Genomic DNA, 24792 nt, shown 5'->3' on the forward strand with positions numbered 1-24792 from the left:
TACCAGGGGCACAGAGGCTGTTGCGCGTCCATGCAATGGAGCGCCGCGCGGGCGGCGCTCCATAGGAGCCGCTCATTCGCTGGTAGCGTTGCTCTTGCGGCGCGGTATGCCCAGGCGTTGGCGGCGTTCCCACAGGCACTTGCGGCTGACGCCGAGCTTGCGGGCCAGTTCGGTTTCGGTCATATGGTCCTGGTGCTCGAGCACGAAATGCTGGAAGTAGTCTTCCAGCGACAGGTCCTCGGTCGGCTCATGGCTGGCGTTGTTGGCAGCGCCCGCGGCCATCGCGTTGTCGAGCGCGTCGTCATCGTCCATGTCGCTCAGCTCGATGTCGATACCCAGCAGTTCGGCCGATATCTCCGCGCTCTCGCTTAGAATCACCGCACGCTCTACGGCGTTCTCCAGTTCGCGCACGTTGCCCGGCCAGCTGTAATGACGAATGGCTTGCTCGGCTTCAGACGAGAAGTGCAAATCGTCACGACCGATGCGCGCGCTCTGCCTGGCGAGGAAGGCGCTGGCGATCTCGTTGACGTCACTGCCGCGCTCACGCAGGGCTGGCAACTTGAGGGCGATCACGTGCAGGCGGTAATAAAGGTCTTCACGGAATTGCCCAGCCTTGGCCAGGTTTTTCAGGTCGCGGTGGGTCGCGGCAATCAGGCGCACGTCGACTTTTTGCGACTGTACCGAACCCACCCGGCGGATTTCGCCCTCCTGCAACACCCGCAGCAGACGGGCTTGGGCTTCCAGCGGCAGTTCACCGATCTCATCGAGGAACAGGGTGCCGCCGTCTGCCGCTTCCACCAGGCCGGCACGCCCTGCGCTGGCACCGGTGAATGCCCCTTTTTCGTGGCCGAACAGTTCCGACTCGATCAAGGTTTCGGGGATGGCCGCGCAGTTCACCGAGATCATCGGCGCTTTGGCGCGCCGTGACAGGTTGTGCAGGGCACGGGCTACCAGTTCCTTACCGGTACCGGACTCGCCCTGGATAAGCACATTGGAATCGGTCGGCGCCACCTTGCGGATCTTGCTGTACATGTCCTGCATGGGAGGGCACGAGCCAATGATGCCGATCTCGCCGTTGGCCGATGCCGGAGCGCCTTTGTCGGCAGGGGATGCCTTGCCGTTGCTGCGTGGCTCGGCCACTGGGGCGGGTGCCGGTGCACTCTGCCGGTCGCGCAGAATACGCGCCACCGCCTGGAGCATTTCGTCGTGGTCGAAAGGCTTGGCGATGTAGTCCACCGCGCCCATCTTCATCGAGTCCACCGCCGAGCGCAGGCTGGCGTAACTGGTCATGATCAGCACTGGGGTGCCTTGGCCAAGCTTGATCAACTCGGTACCCGGCGCGCCGGGCAGGCGCAGGTCGCTGACGATCAGGTCGAAGGTGGCAATGCTGAAGCGTTCCTGTGCTTCCTGCACCGAGCCGGCTTCGCTGACCTGGTACTGGTTCCGCTCGAGCAGGCGACGCAAGGCCGAGCGGATGATGGTTTCGTCTTCGACGATCAGAATATGCGGCATTGATTCAATTCTCTCGACGGTCTCGAATTTCAGGGGACGTCGCTACGACATGCCGGGGCAGGGTCACGCGGATCCGGGTGCCACGTTGCCGTTCGATGTCGGCCGGGCTGTCGATGGTGATTTGCCCATAATGCTCTTCCACGATGGAATAGACCAGAGCGAGCCCTAGTCCGGTTCCCTCGCCAGGGTCCTTGGTGGTGAAGAAAGGTTCGAACAGGCGGTCCATGATGTTCTTCGGAATCCCACTGCCTTCGTCCTCGACGATCAGGTCGACGGTGTGCTCGCTGACCTCGGTGCGTACCCGCACGGCGCTGCCAGGCGGCGACGCGTCACGCGCGTTGGAGAGCAGGTTGATCAGCACCTGGGCCAGGCGCTGAGGATCCCCCTCTGCCCAGTGGTCGGGGTCGCAGAGGTTGAAGAACTGTACTTCGAAATTGCGCCGGTTCAACGCCAGCAGACCGATGGCATCCTGGGCCACTTCGGCCAGGCACACTGGCTCTTCGCTGTTCTGGTGGCTACCGCCGGCATGGGCAAAGCTCATCAGCGACTGCACGATGCGCGACACCCGTTTGGTCTGTTCGAGGATCTGGCTCGACAATTCGATGATCTCGCCGTCGCCTTCGCGCTCCTCGCGCAGGTTTTGCGCCAGGCAGGCGATGCCGGTGATCGGGTTGCCGATCTCGTGGGCCACGCCCGCAGCGAGGCGGCCGATGCTGGCCAAGCGTTCGGAGTGCACCAGCTTGTCTTCCAGGGCCTGTGTCTCGGTGAGGTCTTCGACCAGCAACACCAGCCCGCTGTTGCCAGGTGCCAGGGGCTCATCGATGGCCGCTTTGTGCAGGTTGAGCCAGCGCGGCTGGCCGTCCAGTGCCAGGCGCTGTTTGTGCAAGTGCTCATCGGGTACGTTGATGAAACCCAGCAGCAGGCCGCGCCACGGTTCATCGATGGTTACCAGGCGCGACCCGACCACGTGCTTGGCGGCGATGCCGGTCAGCTCCTCCATGGCCTTGTTCCACATCAGGATTTCTTTGTCCTTGGCCAGCGAGCAGACGCCCATGGGCAGCTCCTGCAGGGTCTGACGGTGGTAGCGGCGCAAGGCATCGAGTTCGGCAGCCAGGCCCGTCAGGCGCGAGTGGTAATCTTCCAGGCGGCTTTCGATGAAGTGGATGTCTTCGGTGACGTAGTTCTCGTTGCCAGACTTGTAGGGCAGGAAGGTTTCGACCATGTCCTGGGCCACGCTCGGCCCCATCAGGCCCGAGAGGTTGGCCTCGATGCGGTCACGCAGGCGGCGCAGGGCATAGGGGCGGCGCTCGTCGAACGGCAGGTAGAGGTCACGCAGGGCTTGTTCGACTTCCTTCTGTGCAGCCTTTGCACCCAGTGGCTTGGCCAGTTGGGTGGCGAACTCCTGCGGTGAAGCTGCATGCAGCTCGCGGCGCTGGGGCCGGCGCACGTTGTCCACTGCACATGCTTCGGCGGCACTGACCTCCTCGCTGCTGGCGTTGGTGAACAGTGAAATCAGCGTGAACAACAGTACGTTGGCTGCCAGGGAGGCGATCGCTGCCATGTGCCAGCTGGTGTCGTCGAGCACATAGATCATGTCCAGCAGTGGGATGTAGAAGCCCTGCAGGTTGCCCAGCAGGGGCAGCAGCATGGTCACCATCCAGACCAGGGTGCCGGCCAGCAGGCCGGCGATGAAGCCGCGGCGGTTCGCGGTTGGCCAGTACAGCACCGACAGCACCCCCGGCAGGAACTGCAACGTGGCGACGAAGGCGACGATGCCCAGGTTGGCCAGGCTCTGGTGGGTGTTCTGGTTCAGGTAGAACATGAAGCCGGCGGTGATGATGGCGACGATCAGTGCGCGGCGGGTCCATTTCAGCCAGCGGTAGATGTTGCCTTCAGCCGGCGGCTGGTACAGCGGCAGCACCAGGTGGTTGAGCGCCATGCCCGACAGGGCCAGGGTGGTGACGATGATCAGGCCGCTGGCGGCGGACAGCCCGCCGACATAGGCCAGCAGTGCCAGCGCCTTGTTGTTGGCGGCGATCCCAAGGCCCAGGGTGAAGTACTCGGGGTTGGTGCTGGCGCCCAGGCGCAGGCCCGCCCACAGCACCAGCGGCACGGCCAGGCTCATCAGCAGCAGGAACAGCGGCAGGCCCCAGCTGGCGCTGACCAGTGAGCGCGGGTTGAGGTTTTCGGTGAAGGCCATGTGGTACATGTGCGGCATGACGATGGCCGAGGCGAAGAACACCAGCAGCAGGGTGCGCCATGGGCCCTCCTGCAGCGGGGTGTGCAGCGCGGCCAGGGCGGTCTGGTTCTGCAGCAGCCACACTTCCAGCCCGTGCGGGCCACCGAACACGCCGTACAGGGCGTACAGGCCAATGCCGCCCAGCGCCAGCAGCTTGATCACCGACTCGAAGGCGATGGCGAACACCAGCCCTTCATGCTTTTCGCGCGTGGCGATGTGGCGCGAGCCGAAGAAGATGGTGAACAGGATGATCAGTGCGCAGAAGGCAAAGGCCACGCGTGCCTTGACCGGTTCGCCGGTGAGAATGCTGATCGAGTCGGCCACTGCCTGAATTTGCAGGGCCAGCAAGGGAAGCACACCGATCAGCATGAAAATGGTCGTCAGCGCACCGGCCCAGGTGCTGCGAAAGCGAAAGGCCAGCAAGTCGGCCAATGACGACAATTGGTAGGTGCGGGTGATCTTGAGGATCGGATAAAGCAGCACAGGCGCCAGCAGGAAGGCGCCGGAGACGCCCAGGTAACAGGCGAGGAAGCCGTAGCCATACTGATAGGCCAGGCCCACCGAGCCGTAGAAAGCCCAGGCACTGGCGTAGACGCCCAGCGACAGGGTGTAGGTCAGCGGGTGGCGAATGATCGAACGGGGTATCAACCCACGCTCGCTGATCCAGGCCACACCGAACAGCACCATCAGGTACCCGGCGCTGATCAGGATCATCTGGGTCAGGCTAAAGCTCATCGGCATCTCGTTGGCTCTGCAGGATGAAAGTGACGACGATCAGGATCAGCCAGAGCAGGTAAGGGCGATACCAGGCGCCGGTCGGTTCGATCCACCAGTCCATGATGGCCGGGGAGAACAGGTAGATCCCCACGACCAGAAGCAGGACCAAACGATAGATGTACATGCTGGCCTCGATGGTTGGGCGCTGCGGGCTTGGACTTATTATTGGCGCAAATGGTTGGAGCGATGCTAGCGGGAATCGGTGGTGTTCGCCAAGGGTTTGAAATTATTGGGCTTTTGTTTTTGAGGCGTGGGTTGCCCGATTTCGCCCTGTCGCCAGCTGGCCGCGAGGTAGCGCACTGTTACTGTGGAAGCCGGCTTGCCGACGATAGGGCCGGTGATGCTTCACTTCAAATCAGCCTCGGGCACCGTTGTTCGCTGTGCAATGGCTTCTGGCTGCCAGCGCTGGCGCGCCACGGCCAATACTTCAGCGGGCGATGCCGTCAGCAACTGAGGGTCGGCTTCCTGGCCCAATGCGCGCAATGCCCGCAACAGCAACGGCGTTGCCTGATCAGCCTCAAGCGGCGGTGAACGGTATGACTTGCCCAGCTTGTGCCCATCAGGTTGCACGATCAATGGAATGTGCAGGTAACGCGGTTGGGAAAAGCCCAGCAATTCCTGCAAGTACAGCTGGCGCGGCGTGTTGTCGAGCAGGTCGGCCCCGCGCACGATGTCGGTAACACCTTGCCAGGCGTCGTCCAGTACGACTGCCAGCTGGTACGCATACAACCCGTCGCGGCGCTGAATCACGAAGTCGCCCACCTCGCGGCCAAGGTGTTGCTGGAACTCCCCTTGCACGCGATCGGTAAAGCGGTAGAGCAGTTCTGGCACCCGCAGGCGGATGGCGGCGCCTTCGCGCGCGTGCCCGGCGTTGCGGCAAAACCCTGGATAGATGCCGTTGTAGCCTTCGAGCTGTTTGCGCGAACAGGTGCAGGCGTAGGCCAGGCCCATATTGAACAGGCGGTCTACCACCGCGCCGTAAGCGTCGTGGCGCTGGCTCTGGAAGACCACCTCGCCATCCCATTCCAGCCCATAGCGCTCCAGGGTCTGCAGGATTGCATCACGGGCGCCGGGCATTTCCCGTGGCGGGTCGGTGTCTTCGACGCGTAGCAGCCAACGGCCATTGACCGCGCGGGCGTCAAGCCAGGAGGCCAGGGCGGCCACCAGCGAGCCGAAGTGCAGAAAACCGCTGGGGGTGGGGGCGAAGCGTCCGATGTAGCGCGAGTCGTTCATGGGCAGTGGTGTTTCTGAAAATAAAACGGGGCGCATGATGCGCCCCGTTCGGAGGAGAGAAGGATCAGCCTTTGCCGACTGTCTTTTCCTTTTTCTCGGCGATTTCCTTGCAGTCGAAGCACAGGTCCGCGGTGGGGCGGGCTTCCAGGCGACGCAGGCCGATTTCGATGCCGCACGATTCGCACCAGCCGTACTCTTCGTCCTGGATCTTCTGCAGGGTCTTGTCGATTTTCTTGATCAGCTTGCGCTCGCGGTCACGGTTGCGCAGCTCAAGAGCAAATTCTTCTTCCTGGCTGGCACGGTCGGCCGGGTCCGGGAAGTTCGCAGCTTCATCTTTCATGTGGTCTACGGTGCGATCCACACTCTGCATGAGCTCGCCTTTCCAGGCGTTGAGAAGCGTGGTGAAGTGCTTCTTCATGGGCTCACCCATGTACTCTTCGCCCTTGGTCTCATTATAGGGCGCGACACCGTACATGGTTTGACCGGTTTTTTGCTTTTCTACGGTGGACATGAATAGACCGCCTCTTACTCATCTGATCCAATGCGCAGGATGCTCCATCTCCGGCACCCGCCGGCCCTGCGACTGCGAGCCGCCGAACTTACCAGATAGATCGGGGGTGCGCTAGCCCGCCCGATCCTACGTGTTGACAGCGCCATGGGGCGTACGTTCGGTGCTGTGCAAAGGTAGAATCACCAGTTTAGACCCAATTGAGAGAAGGTAATGGCCCACCACTACAGTGCGCGCAGCCGCGCCATTGAACCCTTCCATGTCATGGCGTTGCTGGCGCGGGCCAACGAGCTGCAAGCGGCCGGTCATGATGTGATCCACCTGGAAATCGGTGAGCCGGACTTCACCACCGCCGCGCCTATCGTCGAAGCAGGCCAGGCGGCGCTGGCCGCCGGGCATACCCGCTACACCGCCGCGCGTGGCCTGCCGGCCCTGCGTGAGGCGATTGCCGGCTTTTACGACCAGCGTTATGGCGTCGCGATAGACCCCGAACGCATTCTGATCACCCCGGGGGGCTCTGGCGCGCTGCTGCTGGCCAGCAGCCTGCTGGTCGACCCCGGCAAGCACTGGCTGTTGGCAGACCCCGGCTACCCCTGCAACCGCCACTTCCTGCGACTGGTCGAGGGTGGGGCGCAACTGGTACCTGTCGGGCCTGAGGTGAACTATCAACTGACCGCCGATCTGGTGGACCGGCACTGGAACCAGGACACTGTCGGTGCCCTGGTCGCCTCGCCAGCCAACCCCACCGGTACCGTGCTGGAGCGTGATGAGCTGGCCAGCTTGTCCAAGGCCACCCGCGAACGAAATGGCCACTTGGTAGTGGACGAGATCTACCACGGGCTGACATACGGCATGGACGCGCCGAGCGTCCTGGAAGTGGATGATTCGGCTTTCGTCCTGAATAGTTTTTCCAAGTATTTCGGCATGACCGGGTGGCGGCTTGGCTGGCTGGTTGCACCGCCTGAGGCCGTGGCCGATCTGGAAAAGCTTGCGCAAAATCTGTACATCAGCGCACCAAGCATGGCCCAGCACGCCGCACTGGCCTGTTTCCAGCCTGAAACCCTGGCAATTTTCGAAGCGCGCCGCGCCGAGTTTGCCCGCCGTCGCGACTACCTGTTGCCCGCCCTGCGCGAACTGGGCTTTGGCATTGCCGTGGAGCCGCAGGGCGCGTTCTATCTATATGCCGACATCAGTGCCTTTGGCGGCGATGCCTTTGCTTTCTGCCAGCATTTTCTGGAAACCGAGCACCTGGCGTTCACGCCGGGCCTGGACTTCGGCCGCCACCTGGCAGGCCATCATGTGCGCTTTGCCTATACACAGAGCCTGCCGCGGCTGGAGGAGGCGGTCCAGCGCATCGCCCGTGGCTTGCGGAGCTGGCAGGGCTGATGGTGTTCTTTCCTCCACTCGAACAAGGGCGGCTGCTGCGCCGCTACAAGCGGTTCCTGGCGGACATCCAGCTGGCCAATGGCGAGCAGTTGACCATCCACTGCCCCAACACGGGCTCCATGCTCAATTGCATGCGCGAGGGCGGGCAGGTCTGGTTCAGTCGCTCCAACGACCCCAAGCGCAAGTTGCCGGGCACCTGGGAAATCAGCGAGACGCCTCAGGGGCGGCTGGCTTGCATCAATACGGGGCGGGCCAACGCGCTGGTCGAGGAAGCGCTTCGCGCGGGCGTGATCCAAGAGCTGGCGGGCTTCACTGCACTCAAGCGTGAGGTGGCCTACGGTGAAGAGGGCAGCCGCGTGGACTTTCGCCTGGAGTTCGACCACGGGCCGGCTTATGTCGAGGTCAAGAGCGTGACCCTGGGGTACCCGGATACGGCAGTGGCCGCTTTCCCGGATGCCGTCACCCAGCGCGGTGCCAAGCACCTGCGCGAACTCGCGGCGCTGGCCCGGCAAGGTATACGTGCGGTGCAGCTGTACTGTGTGAACCTGACGGGCATCGAAGCGGTGCGTCCGGCCGACGAGATCGATGCAGCCTATGCCCGGGCGCTGCGTGCCGCCGTGGCGGATGGGGTAGAGGTGCTGGCCTATGGCGTGCGCCTGGATGCCGGGCACATCGTCATCGACCGCCCGCTACCGGTGTTGGTCAACCCCTGAGCCAGATCCCCTGGCTGTCTTCCAGGCAGTCCAGGGCCTGCAGCGCGTCACCCTCGCAGGGGCCTGCCACGCATTCGCCATTTTCGATCAGGAACAGCGCACCGTGATGGGCGCAGTGAATGAGGCTTGCACTGTCATCGAGAAATGCGTCCGCCTGCCAGTTCAAGGGGATCCCCCGGTGCGGGCAGCGGTTGCGATACAGACGCACCTGACCTTGGCGACGCACGCCGAACAGTTCGATGCCGTCTACCCTGAAGGCGCGGCTATGGCCCTCGGCCAGCGCTGCGGAAGTACAAAGGAAGTGCATGTGCAGGAAAACTCGTGAGACATGTGATGGCTTGACGCGCCAATGCGAATAATTATCAAATTGCGCGCAATCGCTGCGCCCGTTTGTCTATGGTGCGCAGTTCCGCCGTTCGCCACAAGGCGTGTGGCTCGCCTTCAGAAGGAATCCGATGATGCGTCGTCCCGCTGCCTTGTTTGCCTTGTGCGCAGCCCTGGTCGCTTCCACCCAGGCGCTGGCCGCCGATTTGCCACAGCGCTGGGTCAGTGCTGGCGGCGCATTGAGCGAGTGGGTCAGCGCCCTGGGCGGCGAGCCGCGCCTGGTGGGTGTGGATACCACCAGCCAGCATCCTGAGTCGCTCAAGGCCCTGCCAAGTATCGGTTACCAGCGCCAGTTGTCCGCCGAGGGCATCCTCAGCTTGCGCCCGGATGTGCTGGTCGGCACAGAAGAGATGGGGCCGCCACCTGTGCTTGCGCAAATCCGCAAAGCCGGCGTTCGGGTGGAGCTGCTCTCCAGCAAGGCGGACCTCGCCGCCGTGGATGCAAACCTCAAGCAGCTGGGTGTTTTGCTCGGCGCCGAGCAGAAGGCCGCGCAACTCGCCGCTGATTATCATCAGCAGCTTGAGCTGTTGCAGATGCAGGTCAAGCAGGCACAGGCCAGCCACAACGCGCCGGGTGTGCTGTTGCTGGTCGGCCACGCGGGGGCGAAACCGCTGATTGCCGGGCAGGGCACCGCCGGTGACTGGCTGCTGCGTCAGGCAGGTGGGCGAAACCTGGCCGAGCATCAGGGATACAAGAACTTCTCCAATGAAGCATTGGCGGCCCTGGACCCCGATGTCGTGGTGTTCTCCGATCGCGCGTTGGTCGGCGACCAGGCCCTGCAGGCACTGCTCAAGGAAAACCCGGCGTTGACCGCCTCCCGAGCGGTACGCGACCAGCGCCTGGTGCAACTTGACCCGACCCTGTTGGTCGGCGGCCTTGGCCCGCGCTTGCCGCAGGCCCTGCAAGACCTGGCGGCTGCCTTCTACCCGGCGGCAAAGGTCAGCCTCACGCAATGAAGCAGCGCGTGCAGCCACGTACACTGATTATCTGCCTGAGCCTGCTGTGCCTGTTGGCGGTATGGCTGTCCCTCGCCCTGGGCCCTGTGAGCTTGCCGCTGTTCGATACCTTGCGCGCGGGCCTGCGGTTAGTGGGGCTGCGTATCGACGGCGAAGGCCTGCAGCAGGCCGAAATGATCCTGGGCCAGATTCGCCTGCCACGCACGCTGCTGGGCTTGGCAGTGGGGGCGGTGCTGGCGCTGTGCGGTGTGGCCATGCAGGGGTTGTTTCGCAATCCGCTGGCCGACCCTGGGCTTGTGGGCGTATCCGCCGGGGCAGCCATGGGCGCTGCAGTGGCTATCGTTGGCGGCAGTTGGTTTGGCGGCCTGCCTGAGGCATTTGCGCCTTACTTGTTGTCACTGTGCGCCTTTATCGGCGGCCTGGCGGTCACCGCGCTGGTCTATCGCCTAGGGCGGCGCGATGGGCAGACCAATGTGGCCACAATGTTGCTGGCCGGTGTAGCCATGACCGCGCTGGGGGGCGCGGCGGTCGGCCTGTTTTCTTATCTGGCCGACGACGCCACCCTGCGTACGCTGACCTTCTGGAACCTGGGCAGCCTCAACGGTGCCAGCTACGACCGGCTGTGGCCGTTGCTGATCGTGGCCGCAGGCGTCGCGCTGTGGTTGCCGCGCCGGGCGCGGGCGCTCAATGCCTTGCTGCTGGGCGAGTCCGAGGCGCGGCACCTGGGTATCGAGGTGGAGCGGCTCAAGCGCGAACTGGTGTTCTGCACGGCCCTGGGTGTGGGCGCGGCCGTGGCGGCGGCGGGGCTTATCGGCTTCATCGGCCTGGTGGTACCGCACCTGGTGCGCTTGCTGGCCGGGCCTGATCACCGCGTGGTGTTGCCCGCATCGCTATTGGCTGGCGGCATGCTGATGCTGCTTGCCGACCTGGTGGCGCGCTTGGCGCTGGCGCCGGCCGAGTTGCCGATCGGTATCGTCACGGCCTTTATCGGTGCGCCGTTTTTCCTGGTTTTGTTGATCAGAGGGCGCAGTTGATGTTGCAAGTCGAGGGCCTTTACCTGCGCCGTGGTGGGAATGAAGTACTGCATGACCTCAATCTGCAAATGCATCCGGGCCAGGTGGTGGGTGTGCTCGGCCCGAATGGTGCAGGCAAGAGCAGCCTGCTGGGCGTGCTGTGTGGCGAACTGGCGCCCGGCCAAGGGCGCGTGACGTTGCAGGGCCGGCCGTTGGCCAGCTGGGACGGGCAGGCGCGGGCCAGGTGCCTGGCGGTGTTGCCGCAGGTGTCCAGCCTGGGCTTTGCGTTCAGGGTCGAGGAAGTGGTCGGCATGGGGCGAATGCCCCATGACAGCGGCCAAGTGCGTGACGCTGAGATCGTTGAGGCAGCGCTGCATGCAGCAGATGCCTGCCATCTGCTGGGGCGCAGTTACCTGGCGTTGTCGGGCGGGGAACGGCAACGTGTGCACCTGGCCCGCGTACTGGCGCAGCTGTGGCCGGGTGAGGAGGGGGCTACGCTGCTGCTTGACGAGCCGACCTCGATGCTCGATCCCTTGCACCAGCACACCACCTTGCAAGCTGTGCGCAGTTTTGCCGACCGCGGCGCAGCGGTATTGGTGATCCTGCATGACCTGAACCTAGCGGCGCGCTACTGTGATCGTATTCTGTTGCTCGAAGGGGGCCGTGCCCATGCTCTGGCCTCGCCGCAGGAGGTGTTGACGCCCGCGGCGCTCAAGGCCGTGTTCGGCATAGACGTATTGGTACAGGCCCATCCGGAACGGGGGCATCCGCTGATCATCACCCGCTAGGAGGCGTTGCCCATGCATCATTGCTTACTGTCTGGCGCGCTGCTGGGCGTGTTGTTTGCGCTGGGGGGCTGCCAAGCCAGCGTGCCGCCGCTACCCGCCTGGCAGAGTAGCGAAGGGCGTGACCGCGCAGAACTGGGGCAAATCCACGATCTGGCCAGCGGCAAGGTCATCAGCCCTGAACAGCTGGTGGAGGAACTGGCTGGCGTACCGCGAGTGCTGGTAGGCGAAAAGCATGACAACGCAGACCATCACGCCTTGCAACTTTGGTTGATCCGCGCCATGCAGGCCCGGCGCCCCCAGGGCAGCCTGCTTCTGGAAATGCTGCAACCGGAGCAGCAGGCTAGGGTCGATGCGGTTCAAGCCCAGGCCACATTGCCGCAAGAGCTGCCCAAGGCCCTGGCGTGGCAGGAGGGCTGGGACTGGCAGCTGTACGGGCCGATCGTACGTGAAGCATTGGGCAGCCATGTTCCCCTTCTGGCCGCCAACCTGTCGGCTGGCGAAATGCGCCAGGCCTATCGCCTGGCGACGCCGGTGCCGGGGGCGCAGTCCAATGCGCCACAGGTGAAGGCAGCATTGCTCGAGCAGGTGAGGGCCGGGCACTGTGATTTGCTCCCCGTGAGCCAGTTGCCGGCCATGCTGGCCGTTCAGCAACAACGTGACCGGCGCATTGCCCAGCGGCTGCTCTCGGCGCCGCAGCCTGCCCTGTTGCTGGCCGGTGCATTCCACGTACGCAAGGACTTGGGCGTGCCGTTGCACCTCGCCGACCTGGGGGCAGAGGGGCAGAGCAAGGTGCTGTTGTTGGCCGAGGTGGGTCAGCAGGTCGACGCGGGGATGGCAGATTATGTCTGGTATACGGCGGCGATGCCGGAGCAGGATTATTGCGCACCGTTGCGTAAGTAGGCGTGCAGGCGGTTAGGAGGCAGTGGCAAGCCTCAAAAAAAAAAGACCCGGCAAAAAATGCCGGGTCAATAACCGTGATTAGCCTGATGAGGAGATAATCTGAGAGTCCGAACCAGGGGCTTTCAGCTTATCCAACCAGTCTCGCGACCAGTTGTGATAATCATAACGATTCTCATTATCGAGTCAATCCCCATCTGATGTTTATTTCGCATTTTTTTGCGTAGGGCATTTCGCATCGAGTTGTTGATTGAGCGCTTGCTTGCGCTCGGCCGGCAAATCGTTCCAGTGCATGTCCAGCAGCGCGCCTTCAATGGCGTACAGCAACACCTTCGACGCCCGGAACCCTCGGGTTTTGACGGCCTGGTAAGCACCTACCGCGCCGAGCCGACGCAAATCCGATGCACTGTGGATACCGGCCGCATGTAACCACTGCGCGGAGGTCTTTCCAAGATTCTTCAGATGCTGCAATTCATCGTTCATCGAGCCTCCTGGCGATGGCTGAACGGGTATTAGGGGATAAATCGCGAGCAGGTCAGAGAGGAGTGTAGCGGGGGTTGGAAAATGCGCGGCCTTTTGCCATCGGGGGCGACGAGATGCCCTGTTTGCGCCGGGGGGGAGGTGTTCGGGCCGGCCACCAGCCGGCCCGAATCGAGCTGATTTTAGAGGCCTGGCAAACGCTGGCGGATCTGGTCGATCACCTGGTCCATGCTGCTGGCATCCTGAGTATCAACGCGCGTGCTCTGCTGCCGTTCCACTTCATCCAGTGGCTCACGGCTGGCCTGCTGCGCCTTGACCACTTCCAGGGTGGCGTCCGACGGGTCGTTGTTGTCCGCCAGGCGCTGCTCCAGCCAACTGGCGATGACCGCCTCAGGTGCCTGGCAATCGAGGATCAGCAATGGCACGCCGGTATCGTTCGCGACTTCGGCGGCAGCTTTGCGGTGTTCGCGCTTGAGGTAGGTAGCATCGAGCACTACCGGGAAACCTGCGCGCAGGATGGTCGCAGCAAGCTGGTGCAGGCGCTGGTAGGTGGCGGTGCTGGCATCGTTGTCGTAGATGCCCGCTTGCAGTTGACCTGCTTGGGCTTGTTGCTGTTCACCGTACAAGCGCTTGCGCTCCACATCCGAGCGCACGCGCACAGCGCCCAAGGCTTCGACCAGGCGCATGGCGACGTGGCTCTTGCCTACGGCCGACACGCCATGGGTGATGGCCAGTAGGCGCGAAGGGATGGCGCTGTAGCTTTCTGCCAGGTTGGCGTAGTTGCGGTAGGTGCGCAGGCTGGTGGCACGCTGCACGCCATCGGCATTGGCCGGCATGCTGAACAGGGCGATCTTGGCGCGGACCAGGGCGCGGTAGGCTTTGTAGAAGTTCAACACTTCCAGGCCTTCATAGTCGCCGGTCAGCTCCAGATACTGGCTGACGAAGCGCCGCGCCAGGCATTTCAGGCCGCGGTCTTCCAGGTCCATGGCGAGGAAGCTGGTGTCGGCCCAGACGTCGGTCATGCGGAACGGTTCGTTGAACTCGATGCAGTCGAAGATCACCACCTTGCCATCGATCACGGTGGCGTTACCCAAGTGAATGTCGCCGTGGCATTCGCGGGTGAAGCCATTGGCCTTGCGCGCCGCGAACAGGCCTTCAAGGCGCTCGAAACTGCTGCGCGCCCAAGCTTGCAGGTTGTCCAGCTGCTGCAGGTCGGCCTTGTCACTGAGGAACGGGCGGATCTGCTCGAAGTTCTGCTCGACCGGGGCCATGACACTTTCAGGTGAGCCATATGGCTGCTCCGCGGGCACCTTCGGAGTCTGCAGGTGGAATGCTGCGATCTGCCGGGCCATCTGGTCGATGTGGCCAGCATTGAGTTCGCCGTTGGCCTGCAGGGTGTTGAGCATCTGCCCCTGCGGAAACTGGCGCATTTTCAATACGTACTCGATCGCAGCGCCTTCACCACCAAGCTGCGGGGCTTCGGCGCTGCCAGTGATCGGCAGCACTTCCAGGTACAGGCCGTCCGTCAGACGCTGGTTCAGGCGCAACTCTTCGTTACAGAAATGCTGGCGCTGATCGAGCCCGGTGAAGTCGAGGAAGCCGAAATTCATCGGCTTCTTGATCTTGTAGGCGTATTCGCCAGTAAGCAGGACCCAGGAGATGTGCGTCTCGATGAGTTGGAACCCGTCCACGGGGTGAGGGTAAAGGGCGGGGTTCTGCAACGCTGTGATCAAGGCTTGGCTCACGGGAAATCCTTCCGGGGGCAGGGAATTCGAAGGCGCCATTATGGTCAATGGTGCCGTCCCTGCATACCGCCAGAGGGCGCCTGCCCAGCCTTTACAAAGTGCGTATAATCCGCCGCCATGACTCGAACCCGAAATTCCCGTACCCCTAAGAAACGCCCGACCGGCCGCTCGCGCGCCTGGCTGGGCTGGGCGTTCAAGCTCAGCCTGGTCGGCCTGGTGATCGTTGCCGGCTTCGCGGTTTACCTCGATGCTGTCGTCCAGGAGAAGTTCTCCGGCAAGCGCTGGACCATCCCGGCCAAGGTATACGCCCGGCCGCTGGAGCTGTTCGTCGGCCAGAAGCTGAGCAAGAACGACTTCCTCACCGAACTCGATGCCCTCGGCTACCGGCGAGAAAGCGCGGCCAATGGCCCGGGCGCTGCGGCTGTCAACGGTAATACCGTCGACCTCAACACCCGCGGCTTCCAGTTCTATGAGGGGATGGAACCCGCGCAGTTCGTGCGTGTGCGCTTCTCCGGCGACTACGTTGCCGGGCTGTCCGGCGCCAACAATGCCAAGCTGGATGTGGTGCGCCTCGAGCCGTTGATGATCGGCGGCATCTACCCGAAGAACCTCGAGGACCGCATCCTGATCAAGATCGATCAGGTGCCCCCGTACTTGCTCGAAACCCTGGTGGCAACCGAAGACCGAGACTTTTACAGCCACTTCGGCGTGTCGCCCAAGTCCATCGCGCGTGCTTTGTGGGTCAACACCTCCGCCGGTACCATGCGCCAGGGTGGCAGTACCCTGACCCAGCAGTTGGTGAAGAACTTCTACCTGACCAGCGAACGCACCCTCAGCCGCAAGCTGACCGAAGCGATGATGGCCGTACTGCTGGAGCTGCACTACGACAAGCGCGAAATTCTCGAGGCCTACCTCAACGAGGTCTTCGTCGGCCAGGATGGCCAGCGCGCCGTGCATGGCTTTGGCCTGGCCAGCCAGTTCTTCTTCAGCCAACCGCTGTCGGAACTCAAGTTGCACCAGATCGCCTTGCTGGTGGGCATGGTCAAGGGGCCGTCCTACTACAACCCGCGTCGCCACCCCGAACGGGCCCTGGCGCGGCGTAACCTGGTCCTGGACCTTGTGGCCGAGCAGGGCGTTGCGAGCCAGGAGGCGGTCGATGCGGCCAAGAAGATGCCGCTGGGCGTGACCAAGCGGGGCAGCCTGGCCGACAGTTCGTTCCCGGCCTTCCTCGACCTGGTCAAGCGTCAGCTGCGCCAGGACTATCGCGACGAGGACCTTACTGAAGAAGGCCTGCGCATCTTCACCAGTTTCGACCCGATCCTGCAGATGAAGGCCGAAACCTCGATGAATGAGACCTTCAAGCGTCTGGCAGGGCGCAAAGGCGCTGACGAGGTCGAATCGGCGATGGTCGTGACCAACCCGGAAACCGGTGAGGTGCAGGCACTCATCGGCAGTCGTCAGGCCGGATTCGCCGGCTTCAACCGTGCCATCGATGCCGTGCGGCCGATTGGCTCGCTGGTCAAGCCTGCGGTGTACCTCACCGCGCTGGAGCAGCCGAGCAAGTACACCCTGACCAGTTGGGTGCAGGACGAGGCGTTTTCGGTCAAGGGCGCCAATGGCCAAGTGTGGCGCCCGCAGAACTACGATCGCCGCCCGCATGGCACCATTTACCTGTACCAGGGGCTGGCCAACTCCTACAACCTGTCGACCGCCAAGATCGGCCTGGAAGTAGGTGTGCCCAACGTCATCAAGACCATCGGCCGGCTCGGGGTCAATGTCGATTGGCAGCCGTTCCCGGCAATGCTGCTGGGGGCCGGTGGCATGTCGCCGATGCAGGTGGCGACGATGTACCAGACCATCGCCAACGGCGGCTTCAATACGCCGATGCGCGGTATCCGCAGTGTGCTCACCGCCGAAGGTGAGCCGCTCAAGCGTTACCCGTTCCAGATCCAGCAGACCTTCGACCCAGGCTCGATCTACCTGGTGCAGAACGCGATGCAGCGGGTGATGCGCGAAGGTACCGGCCGCTCCGTGTACAACGTGCTGCCCAGGTCGCTGACGCTGGCGGGCAAGACCGGTACCAGTAACGACTCCCGTGACAGCTGGTTCTCCGGCTTCAGCCAGGACCTGCTGGCGGTGGTGTGGATGGGCCGTGACGATAACGGCAAGACGCCGTTCACCGGCGCCACCGGTGCCCTGCAGGTGTGGACCAGCTTCATGAAGAAGGCTGACCCGCTGCCGCTGGACATGCCGCAACCAGACAACGTGGTACAGGCCTGGATCGACCCCTACAGTGGGCAGGGCTCCGACGCAAGCTGTCCGGGAGCGGTGCAGATGCCGTATATTCGCGGCAGCGAACCGCCCGCCGGCGCAATCTGCGGTGGCGAGCAAAATCCGGCAGAATCGGTCATGGACTGGGTCAAAGGCTGGATGAATTAAGCCCTGGCAGCATTGATGAGGTGTGAAGTGAAAAAGTGGTGGTTTCCTGCCGTGACGGCACTGGTGGTGCTGCAGGGCTGTTCCAGCGTTCAGCGTGGCAACATCCCGGTCGTGGACTCGAGCACACGAGTGTCCAACAGCGAACGGGTGACGGCCAACCGCTCGGCGGCCGGCATCAACAACGGCACGTCGCAAGCGCAAACCCTGCCCGAGGACTCCGGCGTGACCGTGATGATTCCGCAAGGCGCCGGTGCCACGGGCATCCAGACGTTCCCAGCAGGCAGTGGCGTGGCACCGATCAGCACCACGCCGATTACCCCTGGCCCCGGCACATCTGCGCCGATGGAGACCAACCCCAACCCGATCGCCGACGAACCGTTCGACATCGCGTCGATGAACAGTGCCTCGGCGGCTGCCAGCGCGCCAACCGGCATTCCGCGCAGCAGTGCGGCATCCGGTGGGCTGTCGGCTGACGAGCAGCTCGATGGTCCGGTGCTGGCCCTGTTGACCACTGCCCAGTCGCAACAGGGCAGCGGCGACTTCAACGGTGCAGCCTCGAGCCTGGAGCGCGCCCAACGCATCGCCCCGCGCGAGCCGCAGGTACTGTTCCGTCTGGCGCAGGTGCGCCTGTCCCAAGGCGATGCAGCACAGGCCGAGCAGTTGGCGCGCCGTGCCCTGACTTACGCCAATGGCCGTCCTGACCTTCAGGCCGAGCTGTGGAACACCATCGCCCAGGCTCGTGAGAAGCAGGGCGACAGCGCTGGCGCCGCGTTGGCCCGGCAGAAAGCGCGGGTCAACTCGTGATGATCGAGCAGCGCATTCTGGATATCGCTGACCACCTGCTGCTCATCGAGCGTGAGTTGATCGTGCAGGGGTGGTGGGCTGACGAGCCGCCAAGCGATGAGGCGCTGGCCAGCACGGTGCCTTTTGCGGTCGACAGCATGAGCTTCGAGCAGTGGTTGCAGTGGATCTTCCTGCCGCGCATGAAGATCATCATCGAGCTGGGTCAACCGCTGCCCAACGCCTCGGGCATTCTGGTGATGGCCGAGACGGTGTTCGTCGACAGGCCGGAGCAGAGTCGTGAGTTGCGGCGCCTGCTGGCAGAGTTCGATCGATTGATCGCGAGTTGAGCCTGATTTCTTCTATTTTTCCTTCAAGGGCCGCAGATTGTGGCCCTTTTTTGTGTAAATGTTGTTTTTTCTGCTGCAGTGTCGGTTTTTAGTGGTGGCTGGAATTCATCTTTAGGAAAAATTGGCAATAATTTTTCTTGACTTGTAGCCGCCAAATCACAAGAATCCAGATTCCGCTTTAGAGGGACTGCCAGAAGCAGACCCGCTAAGCAGATCATGAGGCGCACACCCGCGCCGACCTGTTACACCCCGCAACGCGTTACCTCGCGCTGGGTGGGATAACCCCGCAACACTCTGGGGCGCTCCCAATACTTGCTCAGTCAGTGCTGACGTTCGCTCATGCTCTGCTTGGCAGTAAACCTATTAAGACCCGTCCACTAGGGACGGTATTCTGGCGTTTTAGAGGTGAACAACGTGGAGCTTTTATCTGGCGCTGAGATGGTCGTCCGCTTCTTGCGTGACGAAGGCGTTAAGCACATCTACGGGTACCCTGGTGGTGCTCTCCTGCATGTTTACGACGCCCTGTTCAAAGAACCGGAAGTCGAGCACATCCTGGTTCGTCACGAGCAGGCCGCTACCCATATGGCGGATGGCTACGCCCGCGCCACCGGCAAGGCCGGTGTGGTGCTGGTAACCTCCGGCCCGGGCGCGACCAATGCCATCACCGGTATTGCCACCGCTTACATGGACTCGATTCCGATGGTCATCCTGTCCGGCCAGGTGCCTAGCACCATGGTGGGTACCGATGCCTTCCAGGAAACCGACATGATCGGCATCTCGCGGCCGATCGTGAAGCACAGCTTCATGATCAAACATGCCACCGAGATCCCTGAAATCCTGAAAAAAGCCTTCTACCTGGCGCAATCCGGCCGTCCAGGCCCGGTCGTGGTCGACATTCCAAAAGATATGACCAACCCGGCCGAGAAGTTCGAATACGTTTACCCGAAGAAGGTCAAGCTGCGCTCCTACAGCCCGGCAGTGCGTGGCCACTCCGGCCAGATCCGCAAGGCTGCCGAGATGCTGCTGGCTGCCAAGCGTCCGATCGTTTATGCCGGTGGCGGTGTGATTCTCGGTGGCGGCTCCGAAGCGCTGACCGAAATCGCCAAGTCGCTGAACCTGCCAGTCACCAATACCCTGATGGGCCTTGGCGGCTTCCCGGGTACCGACCGCCAGTTCCTGGGCATGCTCGGCATGCACGGCAGCTACACCGCCAACATGGCCATGCACAATGCCGATGTGATTTTCGCGGTCGGCGCGCGTTTCGATGACCGCGTGGTCAATGGCCCGGCCAAGTTCTGCCCGAATGCCAAGATCATTCACATCGACATCGACCCTGCGTCGATCTCCAAGATGATCAAGGCCGACGTGCCGATCGTGGGCCCGGTCGACAGCGTTTTGAGCGAGATGCTGGGCATCCTCAAGGAAATCGGCGAGCAGCCAGACAAGGCCGCGGCCGAAGCCTGGTGGAAGCAGATCGACGAATGGCGCGGTAATGGCGACCTGTTCCCGTACAACAAGGGCGACGGCAGCGTCATCAAGCCGCAGACCGTCATCGAGACCTTGTGCGAAGTGACCAACGGCGATGCCTTCGTCACCTCCGACGTCGGCCAGCACCAGATGTTCGCGGCGCAGTACTACCGCTTCAACAAGCCGAACCGCTGGATCAACTCCGGTGGCCTGGGCACCATGGGCTTCGGTTTCCCCGCGGCCATGGGCATCAAGCTCAATTTCCCGGATCAGGACGTGGCCTGCGTGACGGGCGAAGGCAGCATCCAGATGAACATCCAGGAGCTGTCCACCTGCATGCAGTACGGCCTGCCGGTGAAGATCGTCAACCTGAACAACGGCGTGCTGGGCATGGTCCGTCAGTGGCAGGACATGGCCTACAACGGCCGCCACTCGCATTCCTATGTCGAGTCGCTGCCTGACTTCATCAAGCTGGCCGAGGCCTATGGCCATGTGGGTATCCGCATCACCAGCCTGAAGGACCTCAAGCCCAAGCTCGAGGAAGCCTTCGCGATGAAGGACCGCCTGGTGTTCATCGACATCGCGGTCGACCGTACCGAGCACGTCTATCCGATGCAGATCAAGGATGGCTCGATGCGTGACATGTGGCTGAGCAAGACGGAGCGTACCTGATATGCGGCACATCATTTCCCTGCTGCTGGAAAACGAACCCGGAGCTCTGTCCCGCGTGGTCGGCCTGTTCTCCCAGCGCAACTACAACATTGAAAGCCTGACCGTGGCGCCTACCGAAGACCCGACCCTGTCGCGTCTGACGCTGACCACCGTTGGCCATGATGAAGTGATCGAACAGATCACCAAGAACCTCAACAAGCTGGTCGAAGTGGTCAAGCTTGTCGACCTGTCGGAAAGCGCTCACATCGAGCGTGAACTGATGCTGGTCAAGGTCAAGGCCACCGGTGCCCAGCGTGCCGAGATCAAGCGCACCACGGACATCTTCCGTGGCCAGATCGTCGACGTTACCGCCAGCGTGTACACCGTGCAGCTCAGTGGTACCAGCGACAAACTGGACAGCTTCATCCAGGCCATCGGCACTGCATCGATTCTCGAAACCGTGCGCAGTGGCGTCACCGGCATTGCCCGTGGCGACAAAGTGCTCAGCATCTGAATTCAAAAATTAGCGATGGCTCCATAGGGGCCGAGATATAACCAGGGGTATTTCATGAAAGTTTTCTACGATAAAGACTGCGACCTTTCCATCATCCAGGGCAAGAAAGTCGCCATCATCGGTTACGGTTCTCAGGGCCACGCTCAAGCGTGCAACCTGAAGGACTCCGGTGTAGACGTTACCGTCGGTCTGCGTAAAGGTTCGGCTACCGTTGCCAAGGCTGAAGCCCACGGCCTGAAAGTGGCCGATGTTGCCACCGCCGTCGCTGCTGCCGACCTGGTCATGATCCTGACCCCGGACGAGTTCCAGGGCACTCTGTACAAGAACGAAATCGAGCCGAACATCAAGAAGGGCGCCACCCTGGCCTTCTCCCACGGTTTCTCGATCCATTACAACCAGGTCGTTCCACGTGCCGACCTCGACGTGATCATGATCGCGCCGAAGGCCCCGGGCCACACCGTGCGTTCCGAGTTCGTCAAAGGCGGCGGTATCCCTGACCTGATCGCTATCTACCAGGACGCCTCCGGCAACGCCAAGAACGTCGCCCTGTCCTACGCTTCGGGCGTTGGTGGCGGCCGTACCGGCATCATCGAAACCACCTTCAAGGACGAGACCGAAACCGACCTGTTCGGTGAGCAGGCCGTTCTGTGCGGCGGTACCGTCGAGCTGGTCAAAGCCGGTTTCGAAACCCTGGTCGAAGCTGGCTACGCGCCGGAAATGGCCTACTTCGAGTGCCTGCACGAGCTGAAACTGATCGTCGACCTCATGTACGAAGGCGGTATCGCCAACATGAACTACTCGATCTCCAACAACGCCGAGTACGGTGAGTACGTCACCGGTCCCGAAGTCATCAACGAAGAATCCCGCAAGGCCATGCGCAACGCTCTGAAGCGCATCCAGGACGGCGAGTACGCGAAGATGTTCATCTCCGAAGGCGCCACCAACTACCCATCGATGACCGCCAAGCGTCGCAACAACGCCGCTCACGGTATCGAAGTCATCGGCGAGCAACTGCGCTCGATGATGCCGTGGATCTCGGCTAACAAAATCGTCGACAAGACCAAGAACTGAGTCTTATCGAATGATGAAAAACGCGGCTTCGGCCGCGTTTTTTCGTTCTGGCATTCAGCTTCTGGTATAAAGCAGACCAGTGGCCTGCCGTCAGAACCTGTTTCGCGGGCCCGTGTCGAACATTTTCCATCCTGTTGCAAGGTACCCTCCATGAGCGAACGTCCCGAAGAGCCGAACAAGCCCTCCGACGCCGAAAGCCTGCTACCTGTCGATGAGCACGTTGAAGAAGGGCATGATGCCGAAGGGCGCAAGGTGCGCCATCGCGGTATCTATCTGTTGCCCAACCTGTTCACCACCGCCAACCTGTTTGCCGGTTTCTACTCCATCATCAACTCGATGAGCGCGCAGAGCGCCCTCAGTGCTGGCGACCCGCGCGAGGCGAGCAAGTACTTTGCCTTTGCCGCCATCGCCATCTTCGTGGCCATGGTGCTCGACGGCCTCGATGGCCGCGTCGCCCGCATGACCAACACCCAGAGCGCCTTTGGGGCCGAGTACGATTCGTTGTCGGACATGGTCGCCTTCGGCGTGGCCCCGGCCCTGCTGGCCTTCGGCTGGGCGCTGGGCGATATGGGCAAGGTCGGCTGGATGGTCGCCTTCATCTATGTCGCTGGCGCCGCGCTGCGCCTGGCGCGTTTCAATACCCAGGTCGGGACTGCTGACAAGCGCTACTTCATCGGCCTGGCCAGCCCGGCTGCCGCTGGGGTGGTGGCCGGCACCGTGTGGGCCTTCAGCGACTATGGCATCCAGGGGTCCAAGTTGTCGTTCCTGGTGGCACTGCTGGTTGCCGCTGCCGGTATGCTGATGGTCAGCAACATCAAGTACAACAGCTTCAAGGAGCTCGACCTCAAGGGGCGCGTGCCGTTCGTGGCGATCCTGGCGGTGGTGCTGGTGTTTGCCGTGGTATTCAGCGATCCGCCGCGCATCTTGCTGCTGATCTTCCTCGCCTACGCCGCTTCCGGCCCGATCCAGTTCCTGCTTAAAGGCCGCCATCGTAAATCTTGAATGATTTAATGATGGAATAACCCTGCGGCTCCATAGTCTTACTGGTACATCCGCTAACCAGTGCTGTGGAGCCGTCATGCTTATAAAGCTTCCCAGGTCTTCCGATTGCAAGGCATCGGAGATCACGCCCGAAAGCATCTACCTTTCCCGTCGTACCCTGCTGGGTGGCTCCATGGCCGCCGTTGCGCTGGGGGCGATGCCCTTTGCCGCGCGCGCGGCCCAAGCATCGCGTTACGCAGATGTCGAGGCAGGCAACGCACCGGCCTGGTTCACCAGCAAGCTGGCTGAAACGCGTTGGCAAGCCGTGACGGTAAAAGACGAGGCGATAACGCCCTTCAAGGATGCCACGCATTACAACAACTTCTATGAGTTCGGGCCTGATAAAGGCGACCCAGCCGCCAATGGCGGGAGCCTGAAGACCGAGCCCTGGTCGGTGGTGGTCGATGGCGAGGTTGGCAAGCCCGGGCGCTATGCGCTGGAAGATTTTGTCAAACCCTACGCGCTTGAAGAGCGTATCTATCGGTTGCGCTGCGTGGAGGCCTGGTCAATGGTCATCCCCTGGCTGGGCTTTCCCCTGGCCCAGGTGCTCAAGCAGGTTGAACCGACTTCGAAGGCGCGCTATGTGCGGTTCGAGACCCTGCAGGATCCGCAAAACATGCCGGGGCAGCGTTCGGGCTTCGCCTTGATCGATTGGCCTTATGAGGAGGGCTTGCGCCTGGACGAGGCGATGAATCCCCTGGCGATCCTGGCGGTCGGCATGTATGGGCGGGAGTTGCCCAACCAGAACGGTGCGCCCCTGCGGCTGGTGGTGCCGTGGAAGTATGGGTTCAAGAGCATCAAGTCGATCGTGCGAATCAGCCTGGTGGCCGAACGGCCGCGCACCACCTGGGAGAGCCTTGCGCCTGATGAATATGGTTTCTATGCCAACGTGAACCCTGAGGTCGATCACCCGCGTTGGAGCCAGGCGCGCGAGCGGCGCCTGCCCAGTGGCCTGTTCAGCCCCAATGTGCGACAGACACAGATGTTCAATGGCTACGCCGATGAAGTGGCGTCGCTGTACGCTGGCCTCGACCTGCGGAAGAACTATTGATGCGTTATCCCTGGCTGCGCTTGCCGATCTTTATCGTCGGTTGTGCGTTTCCGCTGTGGTGGTTGTATGAGGCGGCCATGAACCTGCTTGGACCGGACCCGGGGAAGATCCTTATGGATCGGCTTGGGCTGGGGGCGTTGATCTTCCTTTTGATCACGCTGAGCATGACGCCGCTGCAGAAGCTGACGGGGTGGTCGGGTTGGATCGTTGTGCGTCGGCAGCTGGGATTGTGGTGTTTTGCCTATATCGTGTTGCACCTGCTTTGCTACCTGTTCTTTATCCTGGGGCTGGATTGGGGGCAGTTTGCCGTCGAGCTGCGCAAGCGGCCGTACATTATTGTGGGTGCGCTCGGCTTCCTGGGTTTACTGGCGCTGGCGGTGACTTCCAATCGCTACAGCCAGCGGCGCTTGGGCGCACGCTGGAAGAAACTGCACAAGCTGGTTTATGTGATTCTCGGGTTGGGCCTGCTGCATTTCCTGTGGATCGTGCGCTCCGATCTCCGTGAGTGGGCGATCTACGCGGCCATCGGGGTCTTGTTGATGGTGCTGCGGGTGCCAGCGGTGGCGCGGCGCGTGCCTCGAATCATGGGGCGGCGGGGAAGGGTGGCTTCGTAGGTGCTACAAGATAACGTCAAACCATCGTTGCGCTTTATTGAGCCACTTCCGTCTATGTGTCATTTTCTTGAAATTAAAGGTTGACGCCCTCTCGAATCCCCTTATAATGCGCCCCACTTCCAGCGTAGTCGGAACGAGAAACTCCTTGAAATTCAATGAGTTGCTTAATCCAGGTAGTGCTGG

Annotated in this window: 23 protein-coding genes; 15 read left to right on the top strand and 8 right to left on the bottom strand. The window is 62.2% G+C overall.

Translation table 11 applies throughout. The features are described 5' to 3' along the window. Window positions 1-72: 72 nt before the first annotated feature. From ACIPZC_RS23845 to dksA, 5 genes are all read right to left on the bottom strand, one after another. Window positions 73-1512, bottom strand: coding sequence for a sigma-54-dependent transcriptional regulator (locus ACIPZC_RS23845; RefSeq protein WP_400629903.1), 1440 nt, complete (start codon window positions 1510-1512; stop codon window positions 73-75). A gap of 4 nt (window positions 1513-1516) precedes the next feature. Continuing rightward, on the bottom strand, window positions 1517-4492 hold the full coding sequence (locus ACIPZC_RS23850; RefSeq protein WP_241803830.1) for a sensor histidine kinase: 2976 nt from the start codon (window positions 4490-4492) through the stop codon (window positions 1517-1519). After that, window positions 4476-4652 (bottom strand): hypothetical protein, encoded by a 177-nt coding sequence (locus ACIPZC_RS23855; RefSeq protein ID WP_003250005.1) that lies wholly within the window; start codon window positions 4650-4652, stop codon window positions 4476-4478. Before ACIPZC_RS23855 ends, ACIPZC_RS23850 begins: the two co-directional genes overlap by 17 nt. Before the next feature lie 221 nt (window positions 4653-4873). Continuing rightward, the gene (gluQRS, locus tag ACIPZC_RS23860; protein WP_400629905.1) at window positions 4874-5761 is read right to left on the bottom strand and encodes a tRNA glutamyl-Q(34) synthetase GluQRS; all 888 of its coding nucleotides are present in this window, start codon (window positions 5759-5761) and stop codon (window positions 4874-4876) included. Window positions 5762-5825: 64 nt separating this feature from the next. After that, on the bottom strand, window positions 5826-6272 hold the full coding sequence (dksA, locus tag ACIPZC_RS23865) for an RNA polymerase-binding protein DksA (protein ID WP_241803828.1): 447 nt from the start codon (window positions 6270-6272) through the stop codon (window positions 5826-5828). 210 nt (window positions 6273-6482) lie between these two features. Between dksA and ACIPZC_RS23870 the strand changes: the two genes are divergently transcribed. Together ACIPZC_RS23870 and sfsA are read left to right on the top strand one after the other, a co-directional pair. Next, window positions 6483-7655, top strand: coding sequence for a pyridoxal phosphate-dependent aminotransferase (locus ACIPZC_RS23870; RefSeq protein ID WP_241803827.1), 1173 nt, complete (start codon window positions 6483-6485; stop codon window positions 7653-7655). Next, the gene (gene sfsA / locus ACIPZC_RS23875) at window positions 7655-8368 is read left to right on the top strand and encodes a DNA/RNA nuclease SfsA (protein ID WP_267820875.1); all 714 of its coding nucleotides are present in this window, start codon (window positions 7655-7657) and stop codon (window positions 8366-8368) included. Before ACIPZC_RS23870 ends, sfsA begins: the two co-directional genes overlap by 1 nt. Here the strand turns inward: sfsA and ACIPZC_RS23880 are convergent. Then, window positions 8358-8675, bottom strand: coding sequence for a Rieske (2Fe-2S) protein (locus ACIPZC_RS23880; protein WP_400629908.1), 318 nt, complete (start codon window positions 8673-8675; stop codon window positions 8358-8360). The genes sfsA and ACIPZC_RS23880 overlap by 11 nt on opposite strands. Before the next feature lie 148 nt (window positions 8676-8823). On the opposite strand from ACIPZC_RS23880, the gene ACIPZC_RS23885 reads away from it, so the two are divergent. The 4 genes from ACIPZC_RS23885 to ACIPZC_RS23900 are packed head-to-tail and all read left to right on the top strand — an operon-like array spanning window position 8824 to window position 12409. Continuing rightward, window positions 8824-9708 carry a hemin ABC transporter substrate-binding protein gene (locus tag ACIPZC_RS23885; RefSeq protein WP_400629910.1) on the top strand — a complete coding sequence of 295 codons (885 nt, stop codon included), beginning with the start codon at window positions 8824-8826 and terminating at the stop codon, window positions 9706-9708. Between the two features lie 50 nt (window positions 9709-9758). Then, complete coding sequence (locus tag ACIPZC_RS23890) at window positions 9759-10742, top strand: FecCD family ABC transporter permease (protein ID WP_400629926.1); 984 nt, start codon at window positions 9759-9761, stop codon at window positions 10740-10742. Further along, window positions 10742-11509 (top strand): heme ABC transporter ATP-binding protein, encoded by a 768-nt coding sequence (locus ACIPZC_RS23895; protein WP_400629912.1) that lies wholly within the window; start codon window positions 10742-10744, stop codon window positions 11507-11509. Before ACIPZC_RS23890 ends, ACIPZC_RS23895 begins: the two co-directional genes overlap by 1 nt. Window positions 11510-11521: 12 nt before the next feature. After that, a complete protein-coding gene (locus tag ACIPZC_RS23900; RefSeq protein ID WP_400629914.1) occupies window positions 11522-12409 on the top strand; it encodes a ChaN family lipoprotein in 888 nt (295 codons plus the stop codon). A 201-nt stretch (window positions 12410-12610) separates the two neighbouring features. Here the strand turns inward: ACIPZC_RS23900 and ACIPZC_RS23905 are convergent, their stop codons facing one another. Further along, window positions 12611-12889: a TfoX/Sxy family protein gene (locus tag ACIPZC_RS23905; protein WP_241803821.1), complete on the bottom strand. Its 279-nt coding sequence runs from the start codon at window positions 12887-12889 to the stop codon at window positions 12611-12613. A 179-nt stretch (window positions 12890-13068) separates the two neighbouring features. Then, complete coding sequence (locus tag ACIPZC_RS23910; protein ID WP_400629917.1) at window positions 13069-14631, bottom strand: AAA family ATPase; 1563 nt, start codon at window positions 14629-14631, stop codon at window positions 13069-13071. Between the two features lie 117 nt (window positions 14632-14748). Here ACIPZC_RS23910 and mrcB point away from each other — a divergent pair, with 117 nt between their 5' ends. The 9 genes from mrcB (at window position 14749) to msrQ (ending at window position 24609) form a co-directional block, all read left to right on the top strand. After that, the gene (gene mrcB, locus ACIPZC_RS23915; protein ID WP_400629919.1) at window positions 14749-17070 is read left to right on the top strand and encodes a penicillin-binding protein 1B; all 2322 of its coding nucleotides are present in this window, start codon (window positions 14749-14751) and stop codon (window positions 17068-17070) included. 15 nt (window positions 17071-17085) lie between these two features. After that, the gene (locus ACIPZC_RS23920) at window positions 17086-17874 is read left to right on the top strand and encodes a tetratricopeptide repeat protein (RefSeq protein WP_277818053.1); all 789 of its coding nucleotides are present in this window, start codon (window positions 17086-17088) and stop codon (window positions 17872-17874) included. Continuing rightward, the gene (locus tag ACIPZC_RS23925; RefSeq protein WP_241803817.1) at window positions 17874-18200 is read left to right on the top strand and encodes a YqcC family protein; all 327 of its coding nucleotides are present in this window, start codon (window positions 17874-17876) and stop codon (window positions 18198-18200) included. Before ACIPZC_RS23920 ends, ACIPZC_RS23925 begins: the two co-directional genes overlap by 1 nt. A gap of 414 nt (window positions 18201-18614) precedes the next feature. Then, window positions 18615-20339, top strand: coding sequence for an acetolactate synthase 3 large subunit (locus tag ACIPZC_RS23930; protein WP_400629921.1), 1725 nt, complete (start codon window positions 18615-18617; stop codon window positions 20337-20339). A 1-nt stretch (window position 20340) separates the two neighbouring features. Further along, window positions 20341-20832, top strand: coding sequence for an acetolactate synthase small subunit (ilvN, locus tag ACIPZC_RS23935; RefSeq protein ID WP_003250040.1), 492 nt, complete (start codon window positions 20341-20343; stop codon window positions 20830-20832). Between the two features lie 54 nt (window positions 20833-20886). Next, window positions 20887-21903 (top strand): ketol-acid reductoisomerase, encoded by a 1017-nt coding sequence (ilvC, locus tag ACIPZC_RS23940; protein ID WP_241803815.1) that lies wholly within the window; start codon window positions 20887-20889, stop codon window positions 21901-21903. 150 nt (window positions 21904-22053) lie between these two features. Then, window positions 22054-22905, top strand: coding sequence for a CDP-diacylglycerol--serine O-phosphatidyltransferase (pssA, locus tag ACIPZC_RS23945; RefSeq protein WP_012312687.1), 852 nt, complete (start codon window positions 22054-22056; stop codon window positions 22903-22905). A gap of 76 nt (window positions 22906-22981) precedes the next feature. Continuing rightward, window positions 22982-23995, top strand: coding sequence for a protein-methionine-sulfoxide reductase catalytic subunit MsrP (msrP, locus tag ACIPZC_RS23950; protein ID WP_241803814.1), 1014 nt, complete (start codon window positions 22982-22984; stop codon window positions 23993-23995). Next, on the top strand, window positions 23995-24609 hold the full coding sequence (gene msrQ, locus ACIPZC_RS23955; RefSeq protein ID WP_400629924.1) for a protein-methionine-sulfoxide reductase heme-binding subunit MsrQ: 615 nt from the start codon (window positions 23995-23997) through the stop codon (window positions 24607-24609). The genes msrP and msrQ overlap by 1 nt, the downstream gene beginning before the upstream one ends. The last annotated feature ends 183 nt before the right edge of the window (window positions 24610-24792 follow it).

The sequence above is a fragment of the Pseudomonas sp. NPDC089743 genome, assembly GCF_044748785.1.
GTDB classification, from domain to species: Bacteria; Pseudomonadota; Gammaproteobacteria; order Pseudomonadales; family Pseudomonadaceae; genus Aquipseudomonas; species Aquipseudomonas putida_X.

What these genes read in the sequence shown, in the direction of transcription:
- ACIPZC_RS23855 (WP_003250005.1), bottom strand. Translation starts at nt 4,652, where the DNA reads ATGTACATCTATCGTTTGGTCCTGCTTCTGGTCGTGGGGATCTACCTG.
- mrcB (WP_400629919.1), top strand. Translation starts at nt 14,749, where the DNA reads ATGACTCGAACCCGAAATTCCCGTACCCCTAAGAAACGCCCGACCGGC.
- ACIPZC_RS23880 (WP_400629908.1), bottom strand. Translation starts at nt 8,675, where the DNA reads ATGCACTTCCTTTGTACTTCCGCAGCGCTGGCCGAGGGCCATAGCCGC.
- ACIPZC_RS23850 (WP_241803830.1), bottom strand. Translation starts at nt 4,492, where the DNA reads ATGCCGATGAGCTTTAGCCTGACCCAGATGATCCTGATCAGCGCCGGG.
- ACIPZC_RS23895 (WP_400629912.1), top strand. Translation starts at nt 10,742, where the DNA reads ATGTTGCAAGTCGAGGGCCTTTACCTGCGCCGTGGTGGGAATGAAGTA.
- dksA (WP_241803828.1), bottom strand. Translation starts at nt 6,272, where the DNA reads ATGTCCACCGTAGAAAAGCAAAAAACCGGTCAAACCATGTACGGTGTC.
- pssA (WP_012312687.1), top strand. Translation starts at nt 22,054, where the DNA reads ATGAGCGAACGTCCCGAAGAGCCGAACAAGCCCTCCGACGCCGAAAGC.
- msrP (WP_241803814.1), top strand. Translation starts at nt 22,982, where the DNA reads ATGCTTATAAAGCTTCCCAGGTCTTCCGATTGCAAGGCATCGGAGATC.
- ACIPZC_RS23885 (WP_400629910.1), top strand. Translation starts at nt 8,824, where the DNA reads ATGATGCGTCGTCCCGCTGCCTTGTTTGCCTTGTGCGCAGCCCTGGTC.
- ilvN (WP_003250040.1), top strand. Translation starts at nt 20,341, where the DNA reads ATGCGGCACATCATTTCCCTGCTGCTGGAAAACGAACCCGGAGCTCTG.
- sfsA (WP_267820875.1), top strand. Translation starts at nt 7,655, where the DNA reads ATGGTGTTCTTTCCTCCACTCGAACAAGGGCGGCTGCTGCGCCGCTAC.
- ACIPZC_RS23925 (WP_241803817.1), top strand. Translation starts at nt 17,874, where the DNA reads ATGATCGAGCAGCGCATTCTGGATATCGCTGACCACCTGCTGCTCATC.
- ACIPZC_RS23870 (WP_241803827.1), top strand. Translation starts at nt 6,483, where the DNA reads ATGGCCCACCACTACAGTGCGCGCAGCCGCGCCATTGAACCCTTCCAT.
- ACIPZC_RS23900 (WP_400629914.1), top strand. Translation starts at nt 11,522, where the DNA reads ATGCATCATTGCTTACTGTCTGGCGCGCTGCTGGGCGTGTTGTTTGCG.
- ACIPZC_RS23905 (WP_241803821.1), bottom strand. Translation starts at nt 12,889, where the DNA reads ATGAACGATGAATTGCAGCATCTGAAGAATCTTGGAAAGACCTCCGCG.
- ACIPZC_RS23845 (WP_400629903.1), bottom strand. Translation starts at nt 1,512, where the DNA reads ATGCCGCATATTCTGATCGTCGAAGACGAAACCATCATCCGCTCGGCC.
- ilvC (WP_241803815.1), top strand. Translation starts at nt 20,887, where the DNA reads ATGAAAGTTTTCTACGATAAAGACTGCGACCTTTCCATCATCCAGGGC.
- ACIPZC_RS23920 (WP_277818053.1), top strand. Translation starts at nt 17,086, where the DNA reads ATGAGGTGTGAAGTGAAAAAGTGGTGGTTTCCTGCCGTGACGGCACTG.
- gluQRS (WP_400629905.1), bottom strand. Translation starts at nt 5,761, where the DNA reads ATGAACGACTCGCGCTACATCGGACGCTTCGCCCCCACCCCCAGCGGT.
- msrQ (WP_400629924.1), top strand. Translation starts at nt 23,995, where the DNA reads ATGCGTTATCCCTGGCTGCGCTTGCCGATCTTTATCGTCGGTTGTGCG.